Source organism: Sphingobacterium bambusae, assembly GCF_033955345.1.
GTDB classification, from domain to species: domain Bacteria; phylum Bacteroidota; class Bacteroidia; order Sphingobacteriales; family Sphingobacteriaceae; genus Sphingobacterium; species Sphingobacterium bambusae.
Window position 1 is genome coordinate 3,322,362 of sequence record NZ_CP138332.1, and the last position, 18,806, is coordinate 3,341,167.

13 protein-coding genes are annotated in these 18,806 nt (G+C 46.1%); 6 read left to right on the forward strand and 7 right to left on the reverse strand.

The window, feature by feature from the left end; all coding sequences use genetic code 11:
• The first annotated feature begins 586 nt into the window (after positions 1–586).
• Positions 587–787 carry a hypothetical protein gene (locus SCB77_RS13770; protein WP_320182587.1) on the forward strand — a complete coding sequence of 67 codons (201 nt, stop codon included), beginning with the start codon at positions 587–589 and terminating at the stop codon, positions 785–787.
• 24 nt (positions 788–811) lie between these two features.
• A complete protein-coding gene (locus SCB77_RS13775) occupies positions 812–2,533 on the forward strand; it encodes an FISUMP domain-containing protein (RefSeq protein WP_320182588.1) in 1,722 nt (573 codons plus the stop codon).
• Positions 2,534–2,605: 72 nt separating this feature from the next.
• On the opposite strand, the gene SCB77_RS13780 is transcribed toward SCB77_RS13775, so the two are convergent.
• Positions 2,606–3,598 (reverse strand): UDP-glucuronic acid decarboxylase family protein, encoded by a 993-nt coding sequence (locus SCB77_RS13780; protein WP_320182589.1) that lies wholly within the window; start codon positions 3,596–3,598, stop codon positions 2,606–2,608.
• Positions 3,599–3,657: 59 nt separating this feature from the next.
• Here SCB77_RS13780 and SCB77_RS13785 point away from each other — a divergent pair, with 59 nt between their 5' ends.
• Positions 3,658–4,911, forward strand: a complete 1,254-nt coding sequence (locus SCB77_RS13785; RefSeq protein ID WP_320182590.1) for a 3-deoxy-D-manno-octulosonic acid transferase — start codon at positions 3,658–3,660, stop codon at positions 4,909–4,911.
• Positions 4,912–4,999: 88 nt separating this feature from the next.
• Here the strand turns inward: SCB77_RS13785 and SCB77_RS13790 are convergent, their stop codons facing one another.
• Genes SCB77_RS13790 through SCB77_RS13810 form a run of 5 tightly spaced genes read right to left on the reverse strand, consistent with a single transcriptional unit; the run spans position 5,000 to position 12,634 of the window.
• Positions 5,000–5,938, reverse strand: a complete 939-nt coding sequence (locus tag SCB77_RS13790) for a DUF4973 domain-containing protein (RefSeq protein WP_320182591.1) — start codon at positions 5,936–5,938, stop codon at positions 5,000–5,002.
• Positions 5,939–5,950: 12 nt separating this feature from the next.
• Positions 5,951–7,936: a RagB/SusD family nutrient uptake outer membrane protein gene (locus SCB77_RS13795; protein ID WP_320182592.1), complete on the reverse strand. Its 1,986-nt coding sequence runs from the start codon at positions 7,934–7,936 to the stop codon at positions 5,951–5,953.
• A gap of 18 nt (positions 7,937–7,954) precedes the next feature.
• Positions 7,955–11,059, reverse strand: a complete 3,105-nt coding sequence (locus SCB77_RS13800) for a SusC/RagA family TonB-linked outer membrane protein (RefSeq protein WP_320182593.1) — start codon at positions 11,057–11,059, stop codon at positions 7,955–7,957.
• 11 nt (positions 11,060–11,070) lie between these two features.
• The gene (locus SCB77_RS13805) at positions 11,071–12,393 is read right to left on the reverse strand and encodes an IPT/TIG domain-containing protein (RefSeq protein ID WP_320182594.1); all 1,323 of its coding nucleotides are present in this window, start codon (positions 12,391–12,393) and stop codon (positions 11,071–11,073) included.
• Between the two features lie 22 nt (positions 12,394–12,415).
• Positions 12,416–12,634: a hypothetical protein gene (locus SCB77_RS13810; protein WP_320182595.1), complete on the reverse strand. Its 219-nt coding sequence runs from the start codon at positions 12,632–12,634 to the stop codon at positions 12,416–12,418.
• Positions 12,635–13,261: 627 nt separating this feature from the next.
• Here SCB77_RS13810 and SCB77_RS13815 point away from each other — a divergent pair.
• Positions 13,262–15,736 (forward strand): glutaminase family protein, encoded by a 2,475-nt coding sequence (locus SCB77_RS13815; RefSeq protein ID WP_320182596.1) that lies wholly within the window; start codon positions 13,262–13,264, stop codon positions 15,734–15,736.
• 110 nt (positions 15,737–15,846) lie between these two features.
• Here the strand turns inward: SCB77_RS13815 and hemW are convergent, their stop codons facing one another.
• On the reverse strand, positions 15,847–16,980 hold the full coding sequence (hemW, locus tag SCB77_RS13820) for a radical SAM family heme chaperone HemW (protein WP_320182597.1): 1,134 nt from the start codon (positions 16,978–16,980) through the stop codon (positions 15,847–15,849).
• Between the two features lie 169 nt (positions 16,981–17,149).
• Between hemW and SCB77_RS13825 the strand changes: the two genes are divergently transcribed.
• Positions 17,150–17,743 carry an RNA polymerase sigma factor gene (locus SCB77_RS13825; protein WP_320182598.1) on the forward strand — a complete coding sequence of 198 codons (594 nt, stop codon included), beginning with the start codon at positions 17,150–17,152 and terminating at the stop codon, positions 17,741–17,743.
• 41 nt (positions 17,744–17,784) lie between these two features.
• Positions 17,785–18,786, forward strand: coding sequence for a FecR family protein (locus SCB77_RS13830; protein ID WP_320182599.1), 1,002 nt, complete (start codon positions 17,785–17,787; stop codon positions 18,784–18,786).
• Positions 18,787–18,806: the final 20 nt, after the last annotated feature.

The window sequence follows — 18,806 nt, forward strand, 5'->3', positions numbered from 1 at the left end:
TCCGTTACGTTCCCTACGTCAAATCTACATAAAAATCGGAAATTTTGATGGCTCTCAACAAAAATAGAAGCCGCCAAACGTTTACTTTTTATGGAGATGAGTACGTGTTTGATACGCATCAAATAAGCGCCTTATAGATCTGAAATTATGGAACGAACGGAAAAAGCTGAACAAAATTCCATCGCTGTTAAACTGTACGTACCGGTCTATAAAAACAGATAAGTGTTGGTTTCTTCATTGATGTGCGGGGAAAAAGCTGTGATCATTTAGGCGATTAAACCCCCCGTTTGCGATGTGGAAAATACGGTTTTGCATTAGAATGGCATTAAAAATACGTTCCGCGCAAGATGTTTTTATATCCTTTAGGTACTTTTGATTGCTTATGAAATACTTTTCGGGGATTTAGTGGTTACACACAATGCATAGCGTCTCGGTGTTTACCTACTAATAAAGATAGATTTTTTACGCCTGTAAAAATTACTGTCAAGCTAAATTGTTGCTGGTTTTTACAGAGCTGTAAGAAGATTTGTTGCCATTGCGTGATGAACTTTTGTATTTAATGTAGTACCTATAAATAAGCGAAAACATGAACATCAACCTCCAAAAGAACAAACGGTCAGAAGACAAAAAATCAAAAAATTATGCACCGCCACAAAGTATTGTTACCACGGTGCGTATGGAAATGGGCATAGCAGCAAGCTCTACTACCGTCACCCCGACGAATAGCAGCAACCAAATTCACGAGCAATATGATTTACAGGATCAGGATAGAGAATTTGATTGGTAGTTTTTTTCTTAACACATTATCTATATGACTATTAGATTGCTGAAAACAGTATCAATCGTGTTGGTTCTATTGTCCTTTTTTTCCTGCAAGCGCGATGAAGAGGGATTTGGCCAAGAAATCGTTACGCTAAACGTGAGTTTGGGCGGAGAAGAGTACGACGAGCAGGAAGCGACCTTTGGAGGCCGATCCGCGGCCGATGGTTTACGATCGATTATCAAGTCGAATTTGAACAATGCTCCGGCAGTACAGGTGCAGGAAATACCTTTAGAAGATGGCTTTTACATCAGTGCAGAAGTAACATCCAAAGAAGCCGTGTATCGTCCTACTCCCGCTAAATCTCCTTCCGGTGAAAACAAGGCTACTGTGGTGGTAAACCCCATACAGCGTGCCATTGCCTTTAGGTTGGTAGCTTTCAACAGTTCCGGTGCGTATTTTAGAGATAAGGTGTACAATATTGCCGCTAATGGAACGGTGACGCCTGCCGACGGGGTCGCAATGCAATTGCCGAATGGACAATATACTTTTATAGCGTATTCGTATAACACGAGTACGGCGCCCGCGGAAAACCTTGCTTCGCAAACAGCGTCTAACTTTACGATTACTGGTGCGCCAGTAGCGAACGGCTTTATGATGTTTAATTCAGGATTGATGACCGTATCTTCGCAGACCACGGTGAATTTGAATGTTATTTTGCGGCATCTTACTTCGCCCATGCAGGTATTGATCGATGCAACGGCAACAAATGGCTATCTGATTACGAGTGTGGGGGCAACAACTTTAGGCAGTACAAGAGGAACAGCAACGGTGAATTTGAGTACTGGTGCTGTTAGTAATTTTGGGGGAGCCACGACTACCCAAACAATGTCCTATACGAGTACTGCCGCAGCCGCTCAGCGTGCCTCGAATATAACTTACTTCTCTAATAATACCACTACTGGCTCGCTGTCCATCGCGTCTTTGGTTGTGGGGCCGTTGAATAGAACGACGCCTATCACGCTAAACAATATTACGATTACGCCGGGTATTGCCTATACGGTGCGGTTGCGTTTAAACCCTACAGATCAATATGAGACCATCGCAGGGCAAGACGCAGCGTTAATTAACGGCAGGTATTGGATGCGTAGAAATTTGGGATCAACGGTAGCGAATCCCGATGCTCCTAATGCAACGGCTTCTATCGGATTTAGGGATCATATCGGGAACTACTATCAATGGGGAAGAAATACGACAAGAGGAAACGGTAGTAACACCGCTGACCAAACAGGTGCGCATTGGGGCACGAGAGAAACGAGTCTTACGGCTTGGAATACGGGGACAGAGGCTGCTCCGGTAAAAAATACCACAAATGATCCGTGCCCAGCAGGATGGCGCGTTCCTACAAGAAACGAATGGAACCTGTTGCTTGCCAATACGACACAAAACGAGACGGATAATATAGAAGGTACATGGACTGCTGGTGCAACAAACTATTCGACCGCAAAGGTTTTCCGTAGTCTTCGCGATCGCAATGTTGTGCTGACTTTTCCTTCCGGAGGTGCTTTTACGCCTACTAATGGGACTACGCCTGCTACTTTGCAGAGTAGAGGTAGCGCAGGTGCTTATTGGACCAGTCAATCTATTGCTCCAAACAGTGCCGCAAATAATGCTTCTCGCTTAATTACTAACGAGACTGCTGCTACGATGGGTCAAGGTACTGACAACAAGAATTTTGCTATTAATATACGCTGTACAAGAGATGTACAATAAAGTTAAAGCGATGACTGAGAGAGCTCACTCTACTCGGTCATCGCTTTTATAAAAGTTAATAAAACGACGCTGCTATCTTTGCTTGTAGTAGGTAAAGTCTTTCCGTTTAAGTTCTTCTTCTGGGAGTGCTTTAAAATAATCAATGGTTTTCTGCAAACCCTCTCCACGACTAACTCTTGGTTCCCAATTCAGTATTTTTATCGCTTTGCTGATGTCGGGGCGTCGTTGTTTTGGGTCATCAATAGGAAGCGGTTTATGCACAAGCTTGGCGGCGCTGCCTGTAGCCAAGATAATCTCCTGAGCCATTTCATTGATCGTCATTTCATCGGGGTTGCCAACGTTCATCGGCAACGCATAGTCGGAGAGCAAAAGACGATAGATACCCTCCACTTGATCGGAAACATAACAAAAGGATCGTGTTTGTGTGCCATCGCCAAAGATGGTGAGATCTTCCCCCTCGAGTGCCTGCGCAATAAATGTAGGCAGGGCACGTCCATCGTTCAGGCGCATGCGCGGACCATAGGTGTTGAAGATCCGTACAATACGGGTTTCCAGCCCGTGGAAATTATGATAGGCCATGGTCATGGCCTCTTGGAAGCGCTTAGCTTCATCATACACGCCACGTGGTCCAACGGGATTGACATTTCCCCAATATTCTTCTGACTGCGGTGATATCAAGGGATCGCCATAGACCTCCGAGGTGGAAGCTACTAATATGCGGGCCGACTTGCTCTTGGCCAAGCCCAACAGATTATGGGTGCCCAGAGAGCCTACCTTGAGCGTTTGTATCGGCATTTGTAGGTAGTCGATGGGGCTTGCTGGTGAAGCGAAATGCAAGATATAATCCAACTGTCCGGGTACGTGTACGAACTTGGAGACATCATGTTGATAAAATTCGAAATTGGGGAGTTTAAACAGGTGCTCGATGTTACGCAGATCTCCGGTTATGAGGTTGTCCATACCGATCACATGGAAATTATCCTGCATAAAACGATCGCATAGGTGCGATCCTAAAAAGCCGGCGGCACCGGTGATGAGTATTCTTTTCTGTTCTTGCCTGTTCACCAATGTTTGGAATGAATAAAGTTTAATATCTTTGACGAAGATAAGGATATTTTGTCAAGATGCGTTTTTTGTACGACTTTGGAATAGGCTTTTACGCTTTTGTTTTGCGGCTAATAGCGCCCTTTCACAGCAAGGCGAAGCTGTGGGTGGAAGGGCGTAGGAACCTCTTGGAACAAATCGAACAGACGATTGGGCCGGGACAAAAGCCCATTTGGTTTCACTTCGCTTCCTTGGGAGAGTTTGAGCAGGGGCGATCCGTCATGGAATCCATTAAAAACAAGTATCCTCAGGAAAAAATTTTGGTAACGTTTTTCTCCCCCTCGGGCTATACCATTCGCAAACATACGCCATTGGCAGACTACGTTTTTTATCTGCCGCTTGATACCGCGCACAATGCCCAGCAGTTTATAGCCATCGTGAAACCGAAATTTGCCGTCTTCACTAAATATGAGTATTGGTACCATTATTTTCGTGAACTTACTCGTTCGAACATACCGCTGTTCTTGGTGTCGGCCATTTTTAGGGAAGAACAGGTTTTCTTCAAATGGTACGGCGGTTTTTTTCGCGGCATCCTACGTCAGGTAACTTTTTTCTTCGCACAGAATATGGATTCCGTACATCTGCTCAAAGCTATTCATATCAAAAAAGCAGGTCTAGCAGGAGATACCCGTTTCGATCGTGTGGCTGAATTGCCGCGGCAACGTAAACCTGTAAGCGTGGTGGAGCAGTTTATCGCCGGAACAGATAAGGTGTTAGTGGCTGGAAGCACCTGGCCGGAAGATGAACGGATATTGGAGGATAGTCTCGCCACACATGCTGATTGGAAAATGGTGCTTGCGCCGCATGAGATTGGGGATAGTCATTTGGAGCAGCTACGAGATATTTTTCCAACTGCGCTTTTCTATTCTACATTTTCGGCAGCTACATCCGCGCAAATTGCTACCGCTCGGGTGCTGATTATTGATAATATAGGGATGTTGTCCTCCTTGTATGCCTACGGAAAGATTGCTTATATCGGCGGTGGTTTTGGTGCGGGTATTCACAATACCTTGGAGGCAGCTACCTACGGTATGCCAGTGATCTTTGGCCCGAAGCATGCCAAGTTTCAGGAAGCCATCGACCTGATTGAACTGGGAGCTGGTTTTTCGATAAGCAACAGCTCAACGTTGATCGAGTTGATGACCGCATTCGGCAATCCTGAAAAGCTAGAAGTAGTGTCCCGAACAGCGGCTGCATATGTGCGCGAGAAGGCAGGAGCTACCCAAATTATCATGAAATACTTCGCGAGCCAAGGACTGCTTTCCGGGGCATAAGACTAGCAAATAAGAGAACAGGCCTCCTTTCCATGTAAAAGGAGGCCTGTTTCTTTGCTCAACAGAAGTTGATATGCATCGTTCAGTATTACTTATTCCAAACCGAGATATCGCGCGTTTTCACCAAGGTCATACTACCATCGAATTCCATCGTTGGTGGATCAACAGTGTTGCTGATATCTTTGTATCGATAGGTTAGCGTTAACTTCACCGTGGTGATCTCGATATTTTGGTTTAAGGGATCCAGTTCGGTCGATTGCTCAATTTTGGCCTGCCGCTGCTCCAATTCAATAGCCGGATCTAGCGCGGTAAGGCTCGCTTCGCCAGTTTCGGGATCGGTATGTACCTTAATGATAAACTTTTCCTTATCGGCTAGGGTGGAGTTGGCGTCAATCGTTCCGGCATAGAAGTAACAGGTACGCTCGTCCACCACCTTAAGAGTACGACTCGTTAAGCTGATTTCCGAGTTGAACGTGAGATCGCGCACACGTCCTGATACGACATAATCACCCGAGAAGTAATTTTGGAACAAGATCCGCATCAACACTTTGCTGTACTTTGATGGGCCAATCGTATAGGCCGAGCTTTGGCCAATACGCAAAGGGAGTACGTAATCGTTGAATTTATCGATTTGTTGAACGTCCAACCGAATGGGGAGTATCGTACTTTCCTGACCACTAGCGATCGTCACATTGCTGCTGCCCAGTTGGTAACTTGCCGCGGGAAGTAGCCGGTAATAGAGTGCTGTTTGATTTCGAAAACGTTCGAAATTGTAGGTGTTCAGCGTATCTTCATCGAGTAAAACGGTGACGTTAACATCCTGCATATTGGCAGAGGTGCCGCTGACCGATATGGGGAGGTTGGTGATGACCTCTCCATTATTGACATAATCGATATGAATATCCTGAAAGCCATTTTTGGTAAAGACGACTGTTTTATCAAACAGCTCATCATCTAGCGCATCATTGCAGGCGCTGAATACCATTGCAGCGAGCAGCAGGTAACTATATTTTACTATACTTTTCATAATTGTCTTTTTTTACCAGCCAGGATTTTGTGTCAGTTTAGCATTTCTACGCAGTTCTCCGGTTTCTAGGGGCCATAGGTACATCTTTTTCAAGAATATCTTCGGGATAGAGGTGATGACCGTTTCGTTGTAGAATAGCGGGCGTTGGGTATTATCGTTTTTCATCTCCATATTGGCTCCCATGATCGGCATATTCTCTTCAATTGGTGCGTCTTTCCAACGCCTAAGGTCCCAATACCTAGAGTTTTCGGCGAAGAATTCGATCTGCCGCTCGCGTTTCAATGCGCTGCGAAAGGCTGTCTGACTTTGATAAATATTATCTGCTAGATCAGGAATGCCCGCCCGCATGCGGATGCGCTTCATGGCAAACCGAAGCTGCTCCGCATCACGTGATACGTTGATATCGACCTCGTTGTATCCCTTGACGCTATGCGTGCCCGTGAGTTCGTTGAGCGCTTCTGCATACCATAGCAAAACGTCAGCATAACGGATTGCGGGTTCATACTTTCGAGTTTGCTGACCGCCTTCGCTCCAAGAATCTTCCGGATGATAATATTTTTTGACGCCAACACCCGTCCGAATATAGAAATCGGGAGAGGATAGAATCTTTCCATCGGGGTCGCCTTTGTAGTAGAAGATTTGCCGGTTGCGAAGGCCTGAATTGGTGGTGCTGATATTTTCCCAGATAGATCCGTTATATGCCGCTGAAGCGTAGAAGCGAGGCTCCCTGTTGGCATACTGTAAGCTTACATTTGCCGGCAGTGGACGGTAGTCGTCACTATTGGTGCTGAAACCGTTCTTTTGCTGCTGATATGTTGTCGATTCATTGATGTCCTTGCCATCATTCATGTAATAGGCCTTTACCTGTTTCAAGGTCATGGCGTTGGTGTTCCATCCACCGAGGCTCGTCGGAGCCGAGTGTTTGGCGATATCCATCGTGTTTGTGCCTCCCCATTCCACGCGTGTGAATATAAATTCCGGATTCTTGGAGATGGTGACCCCTCCATTGAAGATCTCCCGATAGGAGAGCATCGGATCCGCATCTTTCCATCCATTGGGGTAGGCCGCTTCTGAATACACAGGATGGTAAGGTGGGTTGATCGTCGTTTTATAGGGTTCTACATCGCGTTCGACGAGCGGATGTATGTAGAGGTCATATTGTCCAAGGTCAATAACCTCTTTGGCCGCAGCAGCGGCCTTCGCCCATTTTTCTTCACTATAAACTTGGTTGATCAACTGCCGGCCTTCATGATCCAGTAGGTCGAACATTTCATCGTTGCCATTAAAAAGTGGTGAAGCCGCAAAGAGATATACTTTAGCTCTGGCGGCTAATGCAGCGCCACGTGTAGGGCGGGCAATTTCACTTGCTGCGCGAACAGCAGGAAGGGAGCTGGCGGCATTGGCAAATTCGCTGGTCACGAAATCCACGCACTCATCGTATGAGCTTCGTGGAAGTGCCAATTGCTCGTAAGGTAAACTCACATCCTGACCGGCATCAGGTACCAAAGGAACGGGGCCAAACTGCCGCATCAACATCCAGTAGAAATAGGCACGAAGAAACCGTGCCTGCGCTTTGGCGTCGGCGATTTCGGTCATATTCATCTCTTTACACTTGTCTATATTGTGGATGAAAACGGATGCCTTGCGGATGCCTTCGTAAAGGAAAGTCCAGCGACCACCTTCGTAGATCTGATTGTCGGCCGAGTATTCGCAATTTTGGTATTGCCGGATGCGATCTTGACGATCGCCAAAGATCATATCGTCGGAAATGAAGGAAAATGGATTTCCGCCGCTTCCTTTATTGGAGATCTCACCTCCAGCGTCCTTCATATGACGGTATGTGCTGGTGAGCCAATTCATCGCATATTCTCGCTTGGCAAATATGGAATCTTTGTTGTTTAACATGTCGTTGAAATACTTGTCGACATCGAGGTATTTGTTGCAGGCACTGAAAACGCATACTGTTAGCAACCATGTAAATATGAATATCCTTTTCATAATCGTTCTTGTTTATGATTAAAATTCTGCCCGTAGTCCGAGGGTAACGATACGCGTGATCGGATAGGCGCGGCCATCGCTTGTCCCGATTTCTGGATCCCACCATTTAAATTTGCTCCAGACCAAAAGATTATCCCCACGTAGGTATACGCGTGCATTTTTTATGCTGGCTCTTGATACGAATCCTTTGGGGAGCATGTAGTTGATATCCACGTTTTTTAAGCGCAAGTAACTGCCGTCACGCATCCAGAAAGTTGAATTCCGGAAATTATTGGGGTTGCCATTGTAGCTCATGCGCGGGAAAAGCGCATTAGGATTCTCTGTAGCGGAGGTTCCAGATATCTCTCGAGGAATCCATCTATCGTCTGGATTGGATACAGCGGTAAGTACATTCCCGATATCGCCAGTAGCAAAAGGGTGCACGTTGTTGCCTCCGATGAAAAAGTCTGATTTTCCTGCACCCTGCACCAGCACACTGATCGAGAAATCTTTATACATGGCGCTAAAGCCCAATCCATAAATTAGATTTGGAACCGTTGTTGCACCAACAGGCACCACGTCAAGCTCATCGATAACCCCATCGCCATTCACATCCTTGTACTTGATGTCGCCGGGTAGTACGGTGTTGCTGAACGTCTGTCGAGGGCTGTTTTCAATTTCCTCGTAGTCCTTGAATAGTCCCAAGGCGATGAGCCCTCGGCTTTGGTTCCAGCGGTATCCTTTTGTCATTTGATAGGGCAATGCGTTGGCGGCCTCGTCAAATTCCAGTACCTCCGATTTGCTGTAGGTCAGGTTTCCACGTACGGTGAAATCTACGTTGCCAATCTTCGGCCTAACCAAGAAACTACCGTCGATCCCGCGTGACATCATTTCGCCCACATTGGCCATGGGCTCACGACCGTATAGACCTACCGTTTGCGGCATATGGCTGCGCGGCATAAAGATTTTCATGCGATGGTCTTGGAAGAAATCGATCGTTGCCGATACCTTATTGTTAAAAAAAGCGAGATCCAAGCCTAAATTATGCTTCTTAGAAACCTCCCACGTAAGGTGAGGAGTGCCAATAACTGACTCAAAAAGTTCGGTCTGCCCGTTCACGCCGAACTCGCCAAACACATAACCATTCCCGCCGGTGGAAAAAGTGCTGAGGTAGGGAAATCTTCGTTCGTTCCCCGAAGCATCGTTGCCTAGTCGGTCATTGCCGACTTCCCCATAGGAGTAGCGTACTTTAAATAGATCCATCCAGTCAACGGACTCTTTGATAAAAGGTTCTTCGGAAAGTACCCAGCCGGCAGATATCGCGGGGAAGAATCCAAACCGTTCGTTGGGTTCAAAGTTTTCGGAACCGGTGTAACCAAAATTGAATTCGGTTAGGTAGCGGTCCATGTAGCCGTAGGCGACGCGGCCAGATAGTGCTATGTTGCGCTTTGGTACCCCACGCAGCACATTTGTGCCTACGTTGGCCGTTTCACTTACTTCCTGTTGGTAATAGAGCAGTAGTGCGCCGATGTTATGTTTCTCATTGATTAGTGTATTGTAATTTAGGTTGGCCTCGGTATAGTATCTGCGGTTACCGCCGGTTTCAGAGCTCTGCGCTAGCGGAGAAGCCGTTTGTATCCTTCGGAATACTAAATCACCATTGCGATCACGCTGCCGTTCAGCCCGGAAGGTATCTGGGTTTTTTATCCGACGCACAATATTATTGTTATAGGTGTCGAAGGCGAACCGTCCAATGAACCGTAAACCGGGAACAAGTTTACCCAGATCTTGCTCTAGGGAGATATTCGTCTGCACCTTGTTTTCCCAACGTGTGGTATAGCCCGTTTCGGTCAGCAGCACCCAAGGGTTCGTTTGGTTGGCTGCGCCATAGGTAGGCACAAGGCCATTGCTATAGCGTACAGGTATACTTAACGGAGTAAGTTCGGACAGGGATCCCCAAATGTCAACGCTGCTCGTGCCCGGCGTATTGTGGTTGGCTAAAAAGCCCGATACACCCAACCTTACGAGCGTGCTGCTCGTGACATTGACGTCGACATTGGCTAAGTAATTGTAACGACCATAGTTGACATTGGTATTGTAGGCGTTAGCCACATCGTTAGTTTTGTACATGCCATCTTCGTTGTAATAAGCGCCCGAGATGTAATAACGCGCGGTGCTTCCGCCACCGGATATGTTTAACCGATAGTTTTGGTTGAACGCACCGTCCTTTAAGACCTGATCCCACCAATTTACATTGGGATACAGGTCTGGGTCTAGGTTGTGAATCTGTACCTGTTTCTCGACATCTGAAAATAAGGGGTCTTGAAACCGCGCCAATCGTGCTTCGTTAGCTAGGTTCATATACGTGATACCATCGACGTACTCCGGTGTTCGCGAGCGGGTGTTGTAGCCGCCAATTCCCTCGAAGGTAATGGTTGCTTTACCTGCTTCTCCCTGTTTGGTGGTTATGATAATGACACCATTTGCGCCCCGTTGCCCATAGATGGCTGTTGCCGAGGCGTCTTTCAATACCGAAAATGTAGCGATATCTTCGATATTGATCTCGTTGAAATTTCTCTCGATACCATCGACCAGCACCAAGGCCGAGGCGTTGGCACCAAAAGTGTTGATCCCACGTATCCAGAATTGGGATACATTTGATCCGGGTTCACCCGAGATTTGTCGTGCAATAATACCGGCCACGTTTCCAGCCAAGCTATTGCTCAGTTGTGATGTGGAGGTTTTTAGGTCTTTGACATTGACCGTCGTCACGGCTCCGGTGACGGTAATCTTTCGCTGGGTGGCGCCGGCGGCCACCACGGTGACTTCGTCTATGGCATTTTCGGCGCTTTCGATAAGGATAATAGTATGTTCACGCTTGTTGGCGATGGGAACTTCCTGTCTCTCGTAACCTACGTAGGTGATCACGAGAACGTCGCTCAGCATGGCCTCGATTTTAAAAGTACCGTTGCCGTCTGTCAGTGTTCCAAAACCTGGCTTCTCTTTTATGGCGACTGAAACGCCGACGAGCGGTTCATTGTCTTTGCCCGTTATTTTTCCGCTGATTTCGGCGGTTTGTGCCTGTGCGTCGCTTGCCCATATAAAGGCAAGCAGCAAGGCCATCAATTGGAGTATGTTTTTCATAAAAAGGTCTTTTATTCAACGAGGATTCTTCTAATTCTATGGTTACCATAATCGGCTACATAAAGGCCGCCATCCGGACCAAAGGCCACCCCTTCCGGGAATCGAAATCTAGATTCTAGGGGCTCCCCATCGACATAGCCTTCCTGTCTAGGTACACCGGCATAAACCGAGGAAACACCTTCAGGTGTTATCCTGCGAATGCAGTGGTTATAGCGATCTGCCACATACAGGTTACCGTCTTCATCGACGGCACCTTGACAGGGTTGATCAAATCGTGCAGCAGCGCCAATACCATTTTGGAAGGCAGCACTACCCACGCCACCAGCCCAGTCTACCGCGTTTTCTAAACGTTTGGTATTTTCATTGTATTCTGCCTTGACGATATAATGTCTATTGCGTACAATGATGTAAGCGGTTTTTCCATTGGGAGTAAATACCATAGAGTATTCCCAACTGCTATCCTTTACACGAAATTGCTCTACGGCAGCGGCCGTGGTGGATGACCAGCGGAACAACATCCCATCTTCGTAGCGGTTGTAGAAATAGGCCCCTGTTGTAGGGTGACTGATACCAAAGTTTGTCTGTTTAGAGTAGATGTAAGGTCGGAAGGTGCTGAAACCGTTGCTGCGGAACAGCACGGCAGTGCTCAAACCGGTAGAACTTCCTTGGTCGTTGCTCATAAATAGCGTGTCTTGCGCCAGGTTGAACGCGATGGTGCGGGGACGAACAATCGCGCCACTCTTCTTCATAAGCGTCGTTACCTGATCATTGTAGAGTCTGCGTAATGCTCCACTTCCATTTCCTTCCTCCAACACATATAGGGCACCATCATTATCAAAGGCTAGCCAGCAAGGACGGTCGAACCAAGCGGATGAATAGGATCCATCTTCGTCTTTTCCATTGCCGTTGTTGTCCGACTGCCCCGAGATCGTGGATACCTGTTGTTTAAATTCATAGGAGAAAGGGTTGTCAAAAACATGGACTTTCTCTGTGCCTTTTGCACCTAAGCTTACCTTAACACTGCCAGTCCCGGCGCGAGGCGGAACCAACGCATAGATACGCGTATCGCTGACGCCGATGACGCGGGCTTCTTTATCATTAACCGATACATGTACCAAAGCGGTATCGGAGCCAAAGTTGGAGCCTTCAATAATCATCTGTGTGCTAACGCCACCTTCTTTTGGGTAGAAATCGGCGTACGTGATTGGTTTCGTGGGATCATGTGTCGGTTTGTTTTCCACTTTATCGGGTTTGGAACAGGCTGCGATGAATGCCAGCAATAGCCCGAGTAGCAGAGGTAGTATACCCTTCATGCTTCGCGTCTTATTTTTCATAATAGATAAGGTTTTAATTTTTTCAATGCTCTTGTTGATGATCCTTTTCTTTGCGATGCGTCGTTAAACTGCGAATCACTTGATCGGAAGGTGAATAAATGTTTAGGCTAGGATCTGATGGAATAGGCATCTTTGTTGGTAGGCTCAGACGAATGTAGTCCATCAATCTGAACAAATGTTGGTTTTGCCGGCGGCTGTAGGTAAGCGGTACAGCACTAAAAATAGATAGGTTTGCGCTCATGTAAAATAGGTTTAAATGTTATACTGTTTGATATTATTGTTTTTAGCAGTAATTGGGCTATCCCATAAAGGCTTTCTTCGCTGCAAGAAGCTTTTATGGCATGATAGAATTCGTTTATGGTATGGCCATGCGCGTTGCTGGCCTCGGTTAGCATCTGTTTTTGCTGGTCAGAAAAAGGATGACCGATCGCTTATCAAAATAAGATTAGCCTGAAGCCATGTCAAGCGACGGTGTCCAAGATAGCGTATATGAACAACGAGTTGGATTCCAAATTTTACGATTTATCAGTTTATTTTTTTCAGTTGAATAGGGGAGACTCTTGCCATCCATATTCGTTGAAGGTATGGTATACATAGTTTATCAGTTAGCTAATTCAAAATTAGTAGCTAATTCGTATTAGCTTATAGTCTTTTCTCGTCAAAAAATAACATAATCTGTTCAAAATGCAGGGTTTGCGTGTAGCGCGCTGCTAAAGTATCCTGATAAATTATACTTTTGAAGCTGATCAATAATGAACCCTGTGCCTAGTTATTAAAGCTCGCGCATGGACGCTTGGTCTATCCTTTTTAGGGAGCGTATATGATAATGTTATGAATACCATCTACACAAACAAAATGTAAATCATTTATGAAAAGCAAAGGAATGCAACATCTTTTATGGACACTTGGTGTCGCAATAGCTAGTATAGGGATTGCGGTTGGACAGGAATCGCAAAATCGTTTGCGAGCGCCGGCCTATCCTTTGGTCAGTATCGATCCTAACGTTAGTGCTTGGTCGCCGTCGGATCAATTATATGGCAGTTCGGTAGCCCACTGGTCGGACAACAAGCCTTTACCACTTTTAGGAGCCATTAAAGTAGGGAAGACGATCTATCGCTTTATGGGAACGGAAGAAATTGCGTTGGTTAGCCTAGTGCCAAATGGGGAAGATAAGGCCTGGGAAGCGAAATACACAACGGTGAATCCAACAGGAGATTGGACGGCGCAGGGATATGATGATAAGAGCTGGCAGTCGGGCAAAGGAGCCTTTGGAACCTTCGAGAACGAGCCGCACAGCAAGACCGATTGGACTACCGAGAAAATTTGGGTGCGTCGGAATATTGTGCTTTCGGAAGACGTGAAAGGCAAAAATGTATTCTTAGAATATGCACATGATGACGATGCCGAATTTTTTGTTAACGGCATCAAGGTGCTGTCTACAGGGCAGGCCACCGGTAAAAACAGGCGGGTAAAGCTGGATGCTGCAGCACTCAAAAGCTTGAAAAAAGGTGAAAATATATTGGCAGCTTATTGCCATAATCGTGGAGGCAATGCTTTTTTGGATATGGGTTTGCTGGTGGAACCTGCAGCAAAGAAATACTTCGACAAAGAGGCTAAGCAGATCTATGCGGATTTGCAACCTATGCAAACGCATTATTTGTTCGACTGTGGCGATGTACAGCTTAAGTTAACATTTACGGCACCTTTGTTTTTAGACGACCTTACACTCTTGTCACGCCCTGTCAATTACTTAAGTTACGAGATTACATCGGCGAAGCCACAGGATGTGGAACTTTACTTCGAAGCAGCTCCGCACTGGGGACTGAACCTTCCTTCGCAAGATGCCAAGAGCGAGTCGTACGAAAAGGACGGTCTGCTTTATGTAAAGACAGGCAGCGTTGCCCAGCGTATCCTTGGACGAAAAGGAGATCATGTGCGGAATGATTGGGGCTATTTTTATATGGTAGGTGAGCAAGCTGCAACACAGGCTGCTGTGGGAACGGTGAACGGTCTGCGTGCAAATTTTGTAGCGGGAAAATCTGTTGCCGCTGCAGCCGGTACAGGAAATCAACTTGCGTTGCGGCAAAAGGGCAAAGTGCAGGGAACATGGAAGGGGAAAATAGCCTTGGGCTATGATGATGTTTACGCCATACAATACTTCGGAAATAACCTACGTCCTTATTGGAATCGCGACGGCAAGCAGACCATAGAGGGACAGTTTAAACAGGCTTTTGCGAGCTATGACGCGGTGTTAGAGAAAGTATCTTCATTTGATAAAACGTTCATGAAGCAGTATGCTGCATTTGGTAAGGAATACGCGGAGCTGTGTGCATTGGCCTATAGACAGGCGATTGCTGCACATAAACTTGTGGAATCGCCAAATGGCGAGCTGTTGCTGCTATCTAAAGAAAATGATAGCAATGGCTCTATCGGTACGGTTGATGTAACCTATCCGTCGGCTCCTCTATTTCTGTATTACAATCCAGAACTTGCCAAAGCACTCCTGAATTTTATTTTTTATTATTCCGAGTCGGGAAAATGGCAGAAGCCTTTTGCTGCCCACGATATCGGTACCTATCCCATCGCTAATGGGCAAACCTATGGTGGTGATATGCCCGTTGAGGAAAGTGGTAATATGCTGATCCTAACCTATGCTATTGCACGCGCCGAAGGGAATGCCGGCTATGCACAAAACCATTGGAATGTGTTGACAACATGGGCTGATTATTTACTTGAAAAGGGGCTCGATCCGGAGAATCAGCTTTGTACGGACGATTTTGCTGGACATTTTGCTCATAATGCGAATCTATCGGTCAAGGCTATCCTAGGTATTGCTTCCTATGGGCATTTAGCCAAGATGTTGGGCAAAGAGCAGGTTGCCACACGGTATCTTGCCGCTGCGCGGGATATGGCACGACAGTGGGAGAGTATGGCCAACGATGGCGATCATTACCGACTGACATTCGATAAATCGGGGACTTGGAGCCAAAAGTACAACCTCGTGTGGGATAAAGTATTGGATATGCAGATTTTCGATCCGCAGATTCGACAGAAAGAAGTCAAATATTACTTGAGTAAACAAAACAAGTATGGTTTACCGTTAGATAGCCGAGAAACGTATACAAAGTCAGATTGGATTATCTGGTCTGCGACACTGGCCGATGATCTGCAAACGTTCCAAGCGTTTGTACAGCCCGTGCATGCATTCATGAACGAGACGGTACATCGGGTTCCGATGTCGGACTGGATCTTTACGGATAAACCGGACCGCCGAGGTTTCAAAGCGCGCTCGGTTGTTGGAGGTTACTTTATGAAGATGCTGGCGGAGAAATATAAGAATTAGTTTAATATAGTGTGTTGTGAGAAGGGGCATAGTTTTATGCCTCTTTTTTGTACTTCCTATAATACGAGAGACATTTTTTAAGGTCTACATTCTATACAGATTTTTTTGTACTAATCTTCTTCCAACAGAAACAATTCTGAGGCGATGTGATCGGCCAATAGTTTTCCTGAGTTGGTTAAGCGGAGATAACGATGATCAACGTGGGTAACCTCTTGCTGGCTTATGAAGGGGCGGACAGTATCTTGGATATGTGCCAATGCATCCCGACCGAACGCCTGCTCGACATGTTGCAGGTCAATGCCCCACATCGTACGAAGAGCCGTCATCACATACTCATTCACCCTGTCTTGTAGCGAGAGCTGTTCCGTTTCAGGATTGTTCTCCTCGCTAACAATATGTTGGATATACTTCGCATTATTAGCAACATTCCAGCTTCTGGAGGTTCCGTTGAAGGAATGTGCTGAGGGGCCTATCCCAAGGTAATGCACGCCACGCCAGTAGTTGGTGTTATGCTTGGCGTAATGTCCGGGCTTCGCAAAATTTGATATTTCATAGTGCTCGAAGCCGTTGCTTACAAGGGTATCGATAAGCATGGACATCTGTTCAGCACTTTGTGATTCATCCATCGGTTTCGCCTTTCCCTGTTTGATGAAATGTGCCAGTGCGGTCTTCTGTTCTACGGTCATGGCGTAGGAGGATATATGTGGAATGGCATGATCTAACAGCTTCTGGATATTCGTCTTCCATTTTTCGTCGGTCAGGAGTGGGTAGCCGTATATCAGATCAGCGGTAATGTTTTCAAAGCCGGCATCTTGAACCCGTTTAATCGCCGACTCTGCTTCATCGGCATTATGCGCTCTGTTCATCCAGCGAAGATCTTCTTCATAGAACGATTGAATGCCTATGCTGAACCTATTGATGCTGGTATTCCGCAACGAGTGCACCTTTTGTTTGTTGAGATCGTCAGGGTTGGCTTCTAAGGTAATTTCTACATCCGCTGCAATATCAAAATGGCTGGCGACCTTGTCTATTAGTCGATCGATATCCGACGCATCTAAGATAGAAGGCGTACCTCCGCCGAAATAGATAGAATGCACCGTTCGATCCTGCAGGTAGAAATGTCGTTGATCCACTTCTTTATGCAATGCTGCTAAGATATCCGCTTTCTGCCCCAACGACGTGCTAAAGTGAAAATCACAATAATGACAGGCTTGTTTGCAAAAAGGAATATGAAAGTAGATCATGTGGCAAAGATACACATCTAGACAGATAGTGTTCGCGGAAAAATAATGCACGGGGTAATCGCGTGTTTCTACATGCTGTTGTGGCACCTAAGCCATTCGATTTGATGCTTTGTTTGAATTAACATTCCGTTAATATAGGATGTTTAACTTTGCCTGTATCATGCAAGGGATGAGCCATATGACAGAGACGGAGCTTCTAGCGGGAGTGAGGGACGGACGCCAAGAAGTGTTTGCCCAAATCTTCCATATGCATTGGGAGAGTCTGTTTCGTGAAGCCTACTACAGGCTGAAGAGTCATGATGAGGCGCAGGATATGCTGCAGGAAATATTTACGGACTTTTGGCAACGCCGCTCTAGCCTGACAATCTCCAGCTCTATTGCTGCCTACCTACATGGGGCGCTTAAACACCATATAATAAGACATTTTTCGAGGTCGCGTTTACATCAAACGGTTGTTGATCACCTGTTGTTGCATATGCAAAGCTTCGAGGATAGCATTTTGGATGTTATCGCGGCGAGCGAGATCCAAAAAACATTGGAGGATGCCATAGCGTTGTTTCCGGAAAATATGCAACAGATCTTTGCGCTTCGCACGCAGGACTTTACCATCGCGGAGATTGCTGAAGCTTTGAATATCTCCCCCCAAACCGTCAAAAATAATAATACACAGGCACTGAAGCGCCTTAAACAGGTACTCTCCGAGCGACACCCCGAAATCTCTTCTTCGGTGTATACCTTATTATTGCTGTTCATAAAAAGTTAACAAACAGGTAACAATTTCTTGAGGTACTTTCCGGTCTTTCGATGCACTATAGAGGTGTAAAACGAGAGAAAGTGATCTTAACAACGTTAAAAAAGCTATTAAGAAAATATAACGCAGATAAAGCTACACCGGCAGAACGCCGTGTGGTGGATATTTGGTATGAGTCTTTTTCAGAGAAAGAAGAGGCTTCAACCTTATTCAATGATGTTGCAGAACGTAATGACATGCAACAGCGTATTTGGAACAACCTTCCGTTGGCGAAAACTCCACGATCATGGTTTCAACGTAACCGATATGTGTTGTTGGGGTTTAGCACTGCTGCTCTTTTGCTGCTTGTGTTTTCTTGGAATCAAGTGTTGCAGTATTCCGGTCTGGTGAGTGAGACGACGACACAATCGACACCGCTGGCAGCATTTAGCGCTTCGACAACCGTAAAAGAACGCAAATTAATTACCCTACCGGATAGCTCAAGAGTTTGGCTCAATGCCAATTCAACCTTATCGGTAGCGGATGCTTACGGAATGGAAGCCCGTCATGTAACCTTGGAAGGTGAAGCATTTTTTGACGTCGCTCCCGACCCAAGAAGACCATTTGTGGTGAAAACTAAACATATCAAAATTCAGGTGTTGGGTACTGCTTTTAATATTCAGGCCTATCCGTCGGCAGAGGCATTCCGCGTGGGTGTAGAACACGGAAAGGTTGCCGTTTTGGATAATTTAGGACAACAGTTAAATCAATTGACCAAAGGCCAAATGCTATCCTATAATACACATGATGGGAAGATCTTCACAAAGATGGATGCAGCCGTTGGCTCTTGGCGAGACGGACGTGTTGTATTAGAGCAAGCTAGTTTTGCCGACCTACGACAAGCGATTTACAATATCTACGGCGTTCGTTTACGGAACGAACGTAAATCCGGAAACCAATATTCATATAATCTACAGATACATGCCAACCGATCTTTAGCACAGACTTTAGATATCGTTTGTGATATGCATCGGTTAAACTACAGGAGGGAAAACGATGAAATAATACTTTACTAATCGATAAAGAAAACAGGCAC

Excerpts from the sequence above, each read along its gene's own strand:
- SCB77_RS13805 (WP_320182594.1), bottom strand. The coding sequence starts at position 12,393 with ATGAAAAATAAGACGCGAAGCATGAAGGGTATACTACCTCTGCTACTC.
- hemW (WP_320182597.1), bottom strand. The coding sequence starts at position 16,980 with ATGATCTACTTTCATATTCCTTTTTGCAAACAAGCCTGTCATTATTGT.
- SCB77_RS13830 (WP_320182599.1), top strand. The coding sequence starts at position 17,785 with ATGCACTATAGAGGTGTAAAACGAGAGAAAGTGATCTTAACAACGTTA.
- SCB77_RS13810 (WP_320182595.1), bottom strand. The coding sequence starts at position 12,634 with ATGAGCGCAAACCTATCTATTTTTAGTGCTGTACCGCTTACCTACAGC.
- SCB77_RS13775 (WP_320182588.1), top strand. The coding sequence starts at position 812 with ATGACTATTAGATTGCTGAAAACAGTATCAATCGTGTTGGTTCTATTG.
- SCB77_RS13800 (WP_320182593.1), bottom strand. The coding sequence starts at position 11,059 with ATGAAAAACATACTCCAATTGATGGCCTTGCTGCTTGCCTTTATATGG.
- SCB77_RS13825 (WP_320182598.1), top strand. The coding sequence starts at position 17,150 with ATGAGCCATATGACAGAGACGGAGCTTCTAGCGGGAGTGAGGGACGGA.
- SCB77_RS13785 (WP_320182590.1), top strand. The coding sequence starts at position 3,658 with ATGCGTTTTTTGTACGACTTTGGAATAGGCTTTTACGCTTTTGTTTTG.
- SCB77_RS13815 (WP_320182596.1), top strand. The coding sequence starts at position 13,262 with ATGAAAAGCAAAGGAATGCAACATCTTTTATGGACACTTGGTGTCGCA.
- SCB77_RS13770 (WP_320182587.1), top strand. The coding sequence starts at position 587 with ATGAACATCAACCTCCAAAAGAACAAACGGTCAGAAGACAAAAAATCA.
- SCB77_RS13795 (WP_320182592.1), bottom strand. The coding sequence starts at position 7,936 with ATGAAAAGGATATTCATATTTACATGGTTGCTAACAGTATGCGTTTTC.
- SCB77_RS13790 (WP_320182591.1), bottom strand. The coding sequence starts at position 5,938 with ATGAAAAGTATAGTAAAATATAGTTACCTGCTGCTCGCTGCAATGGTA.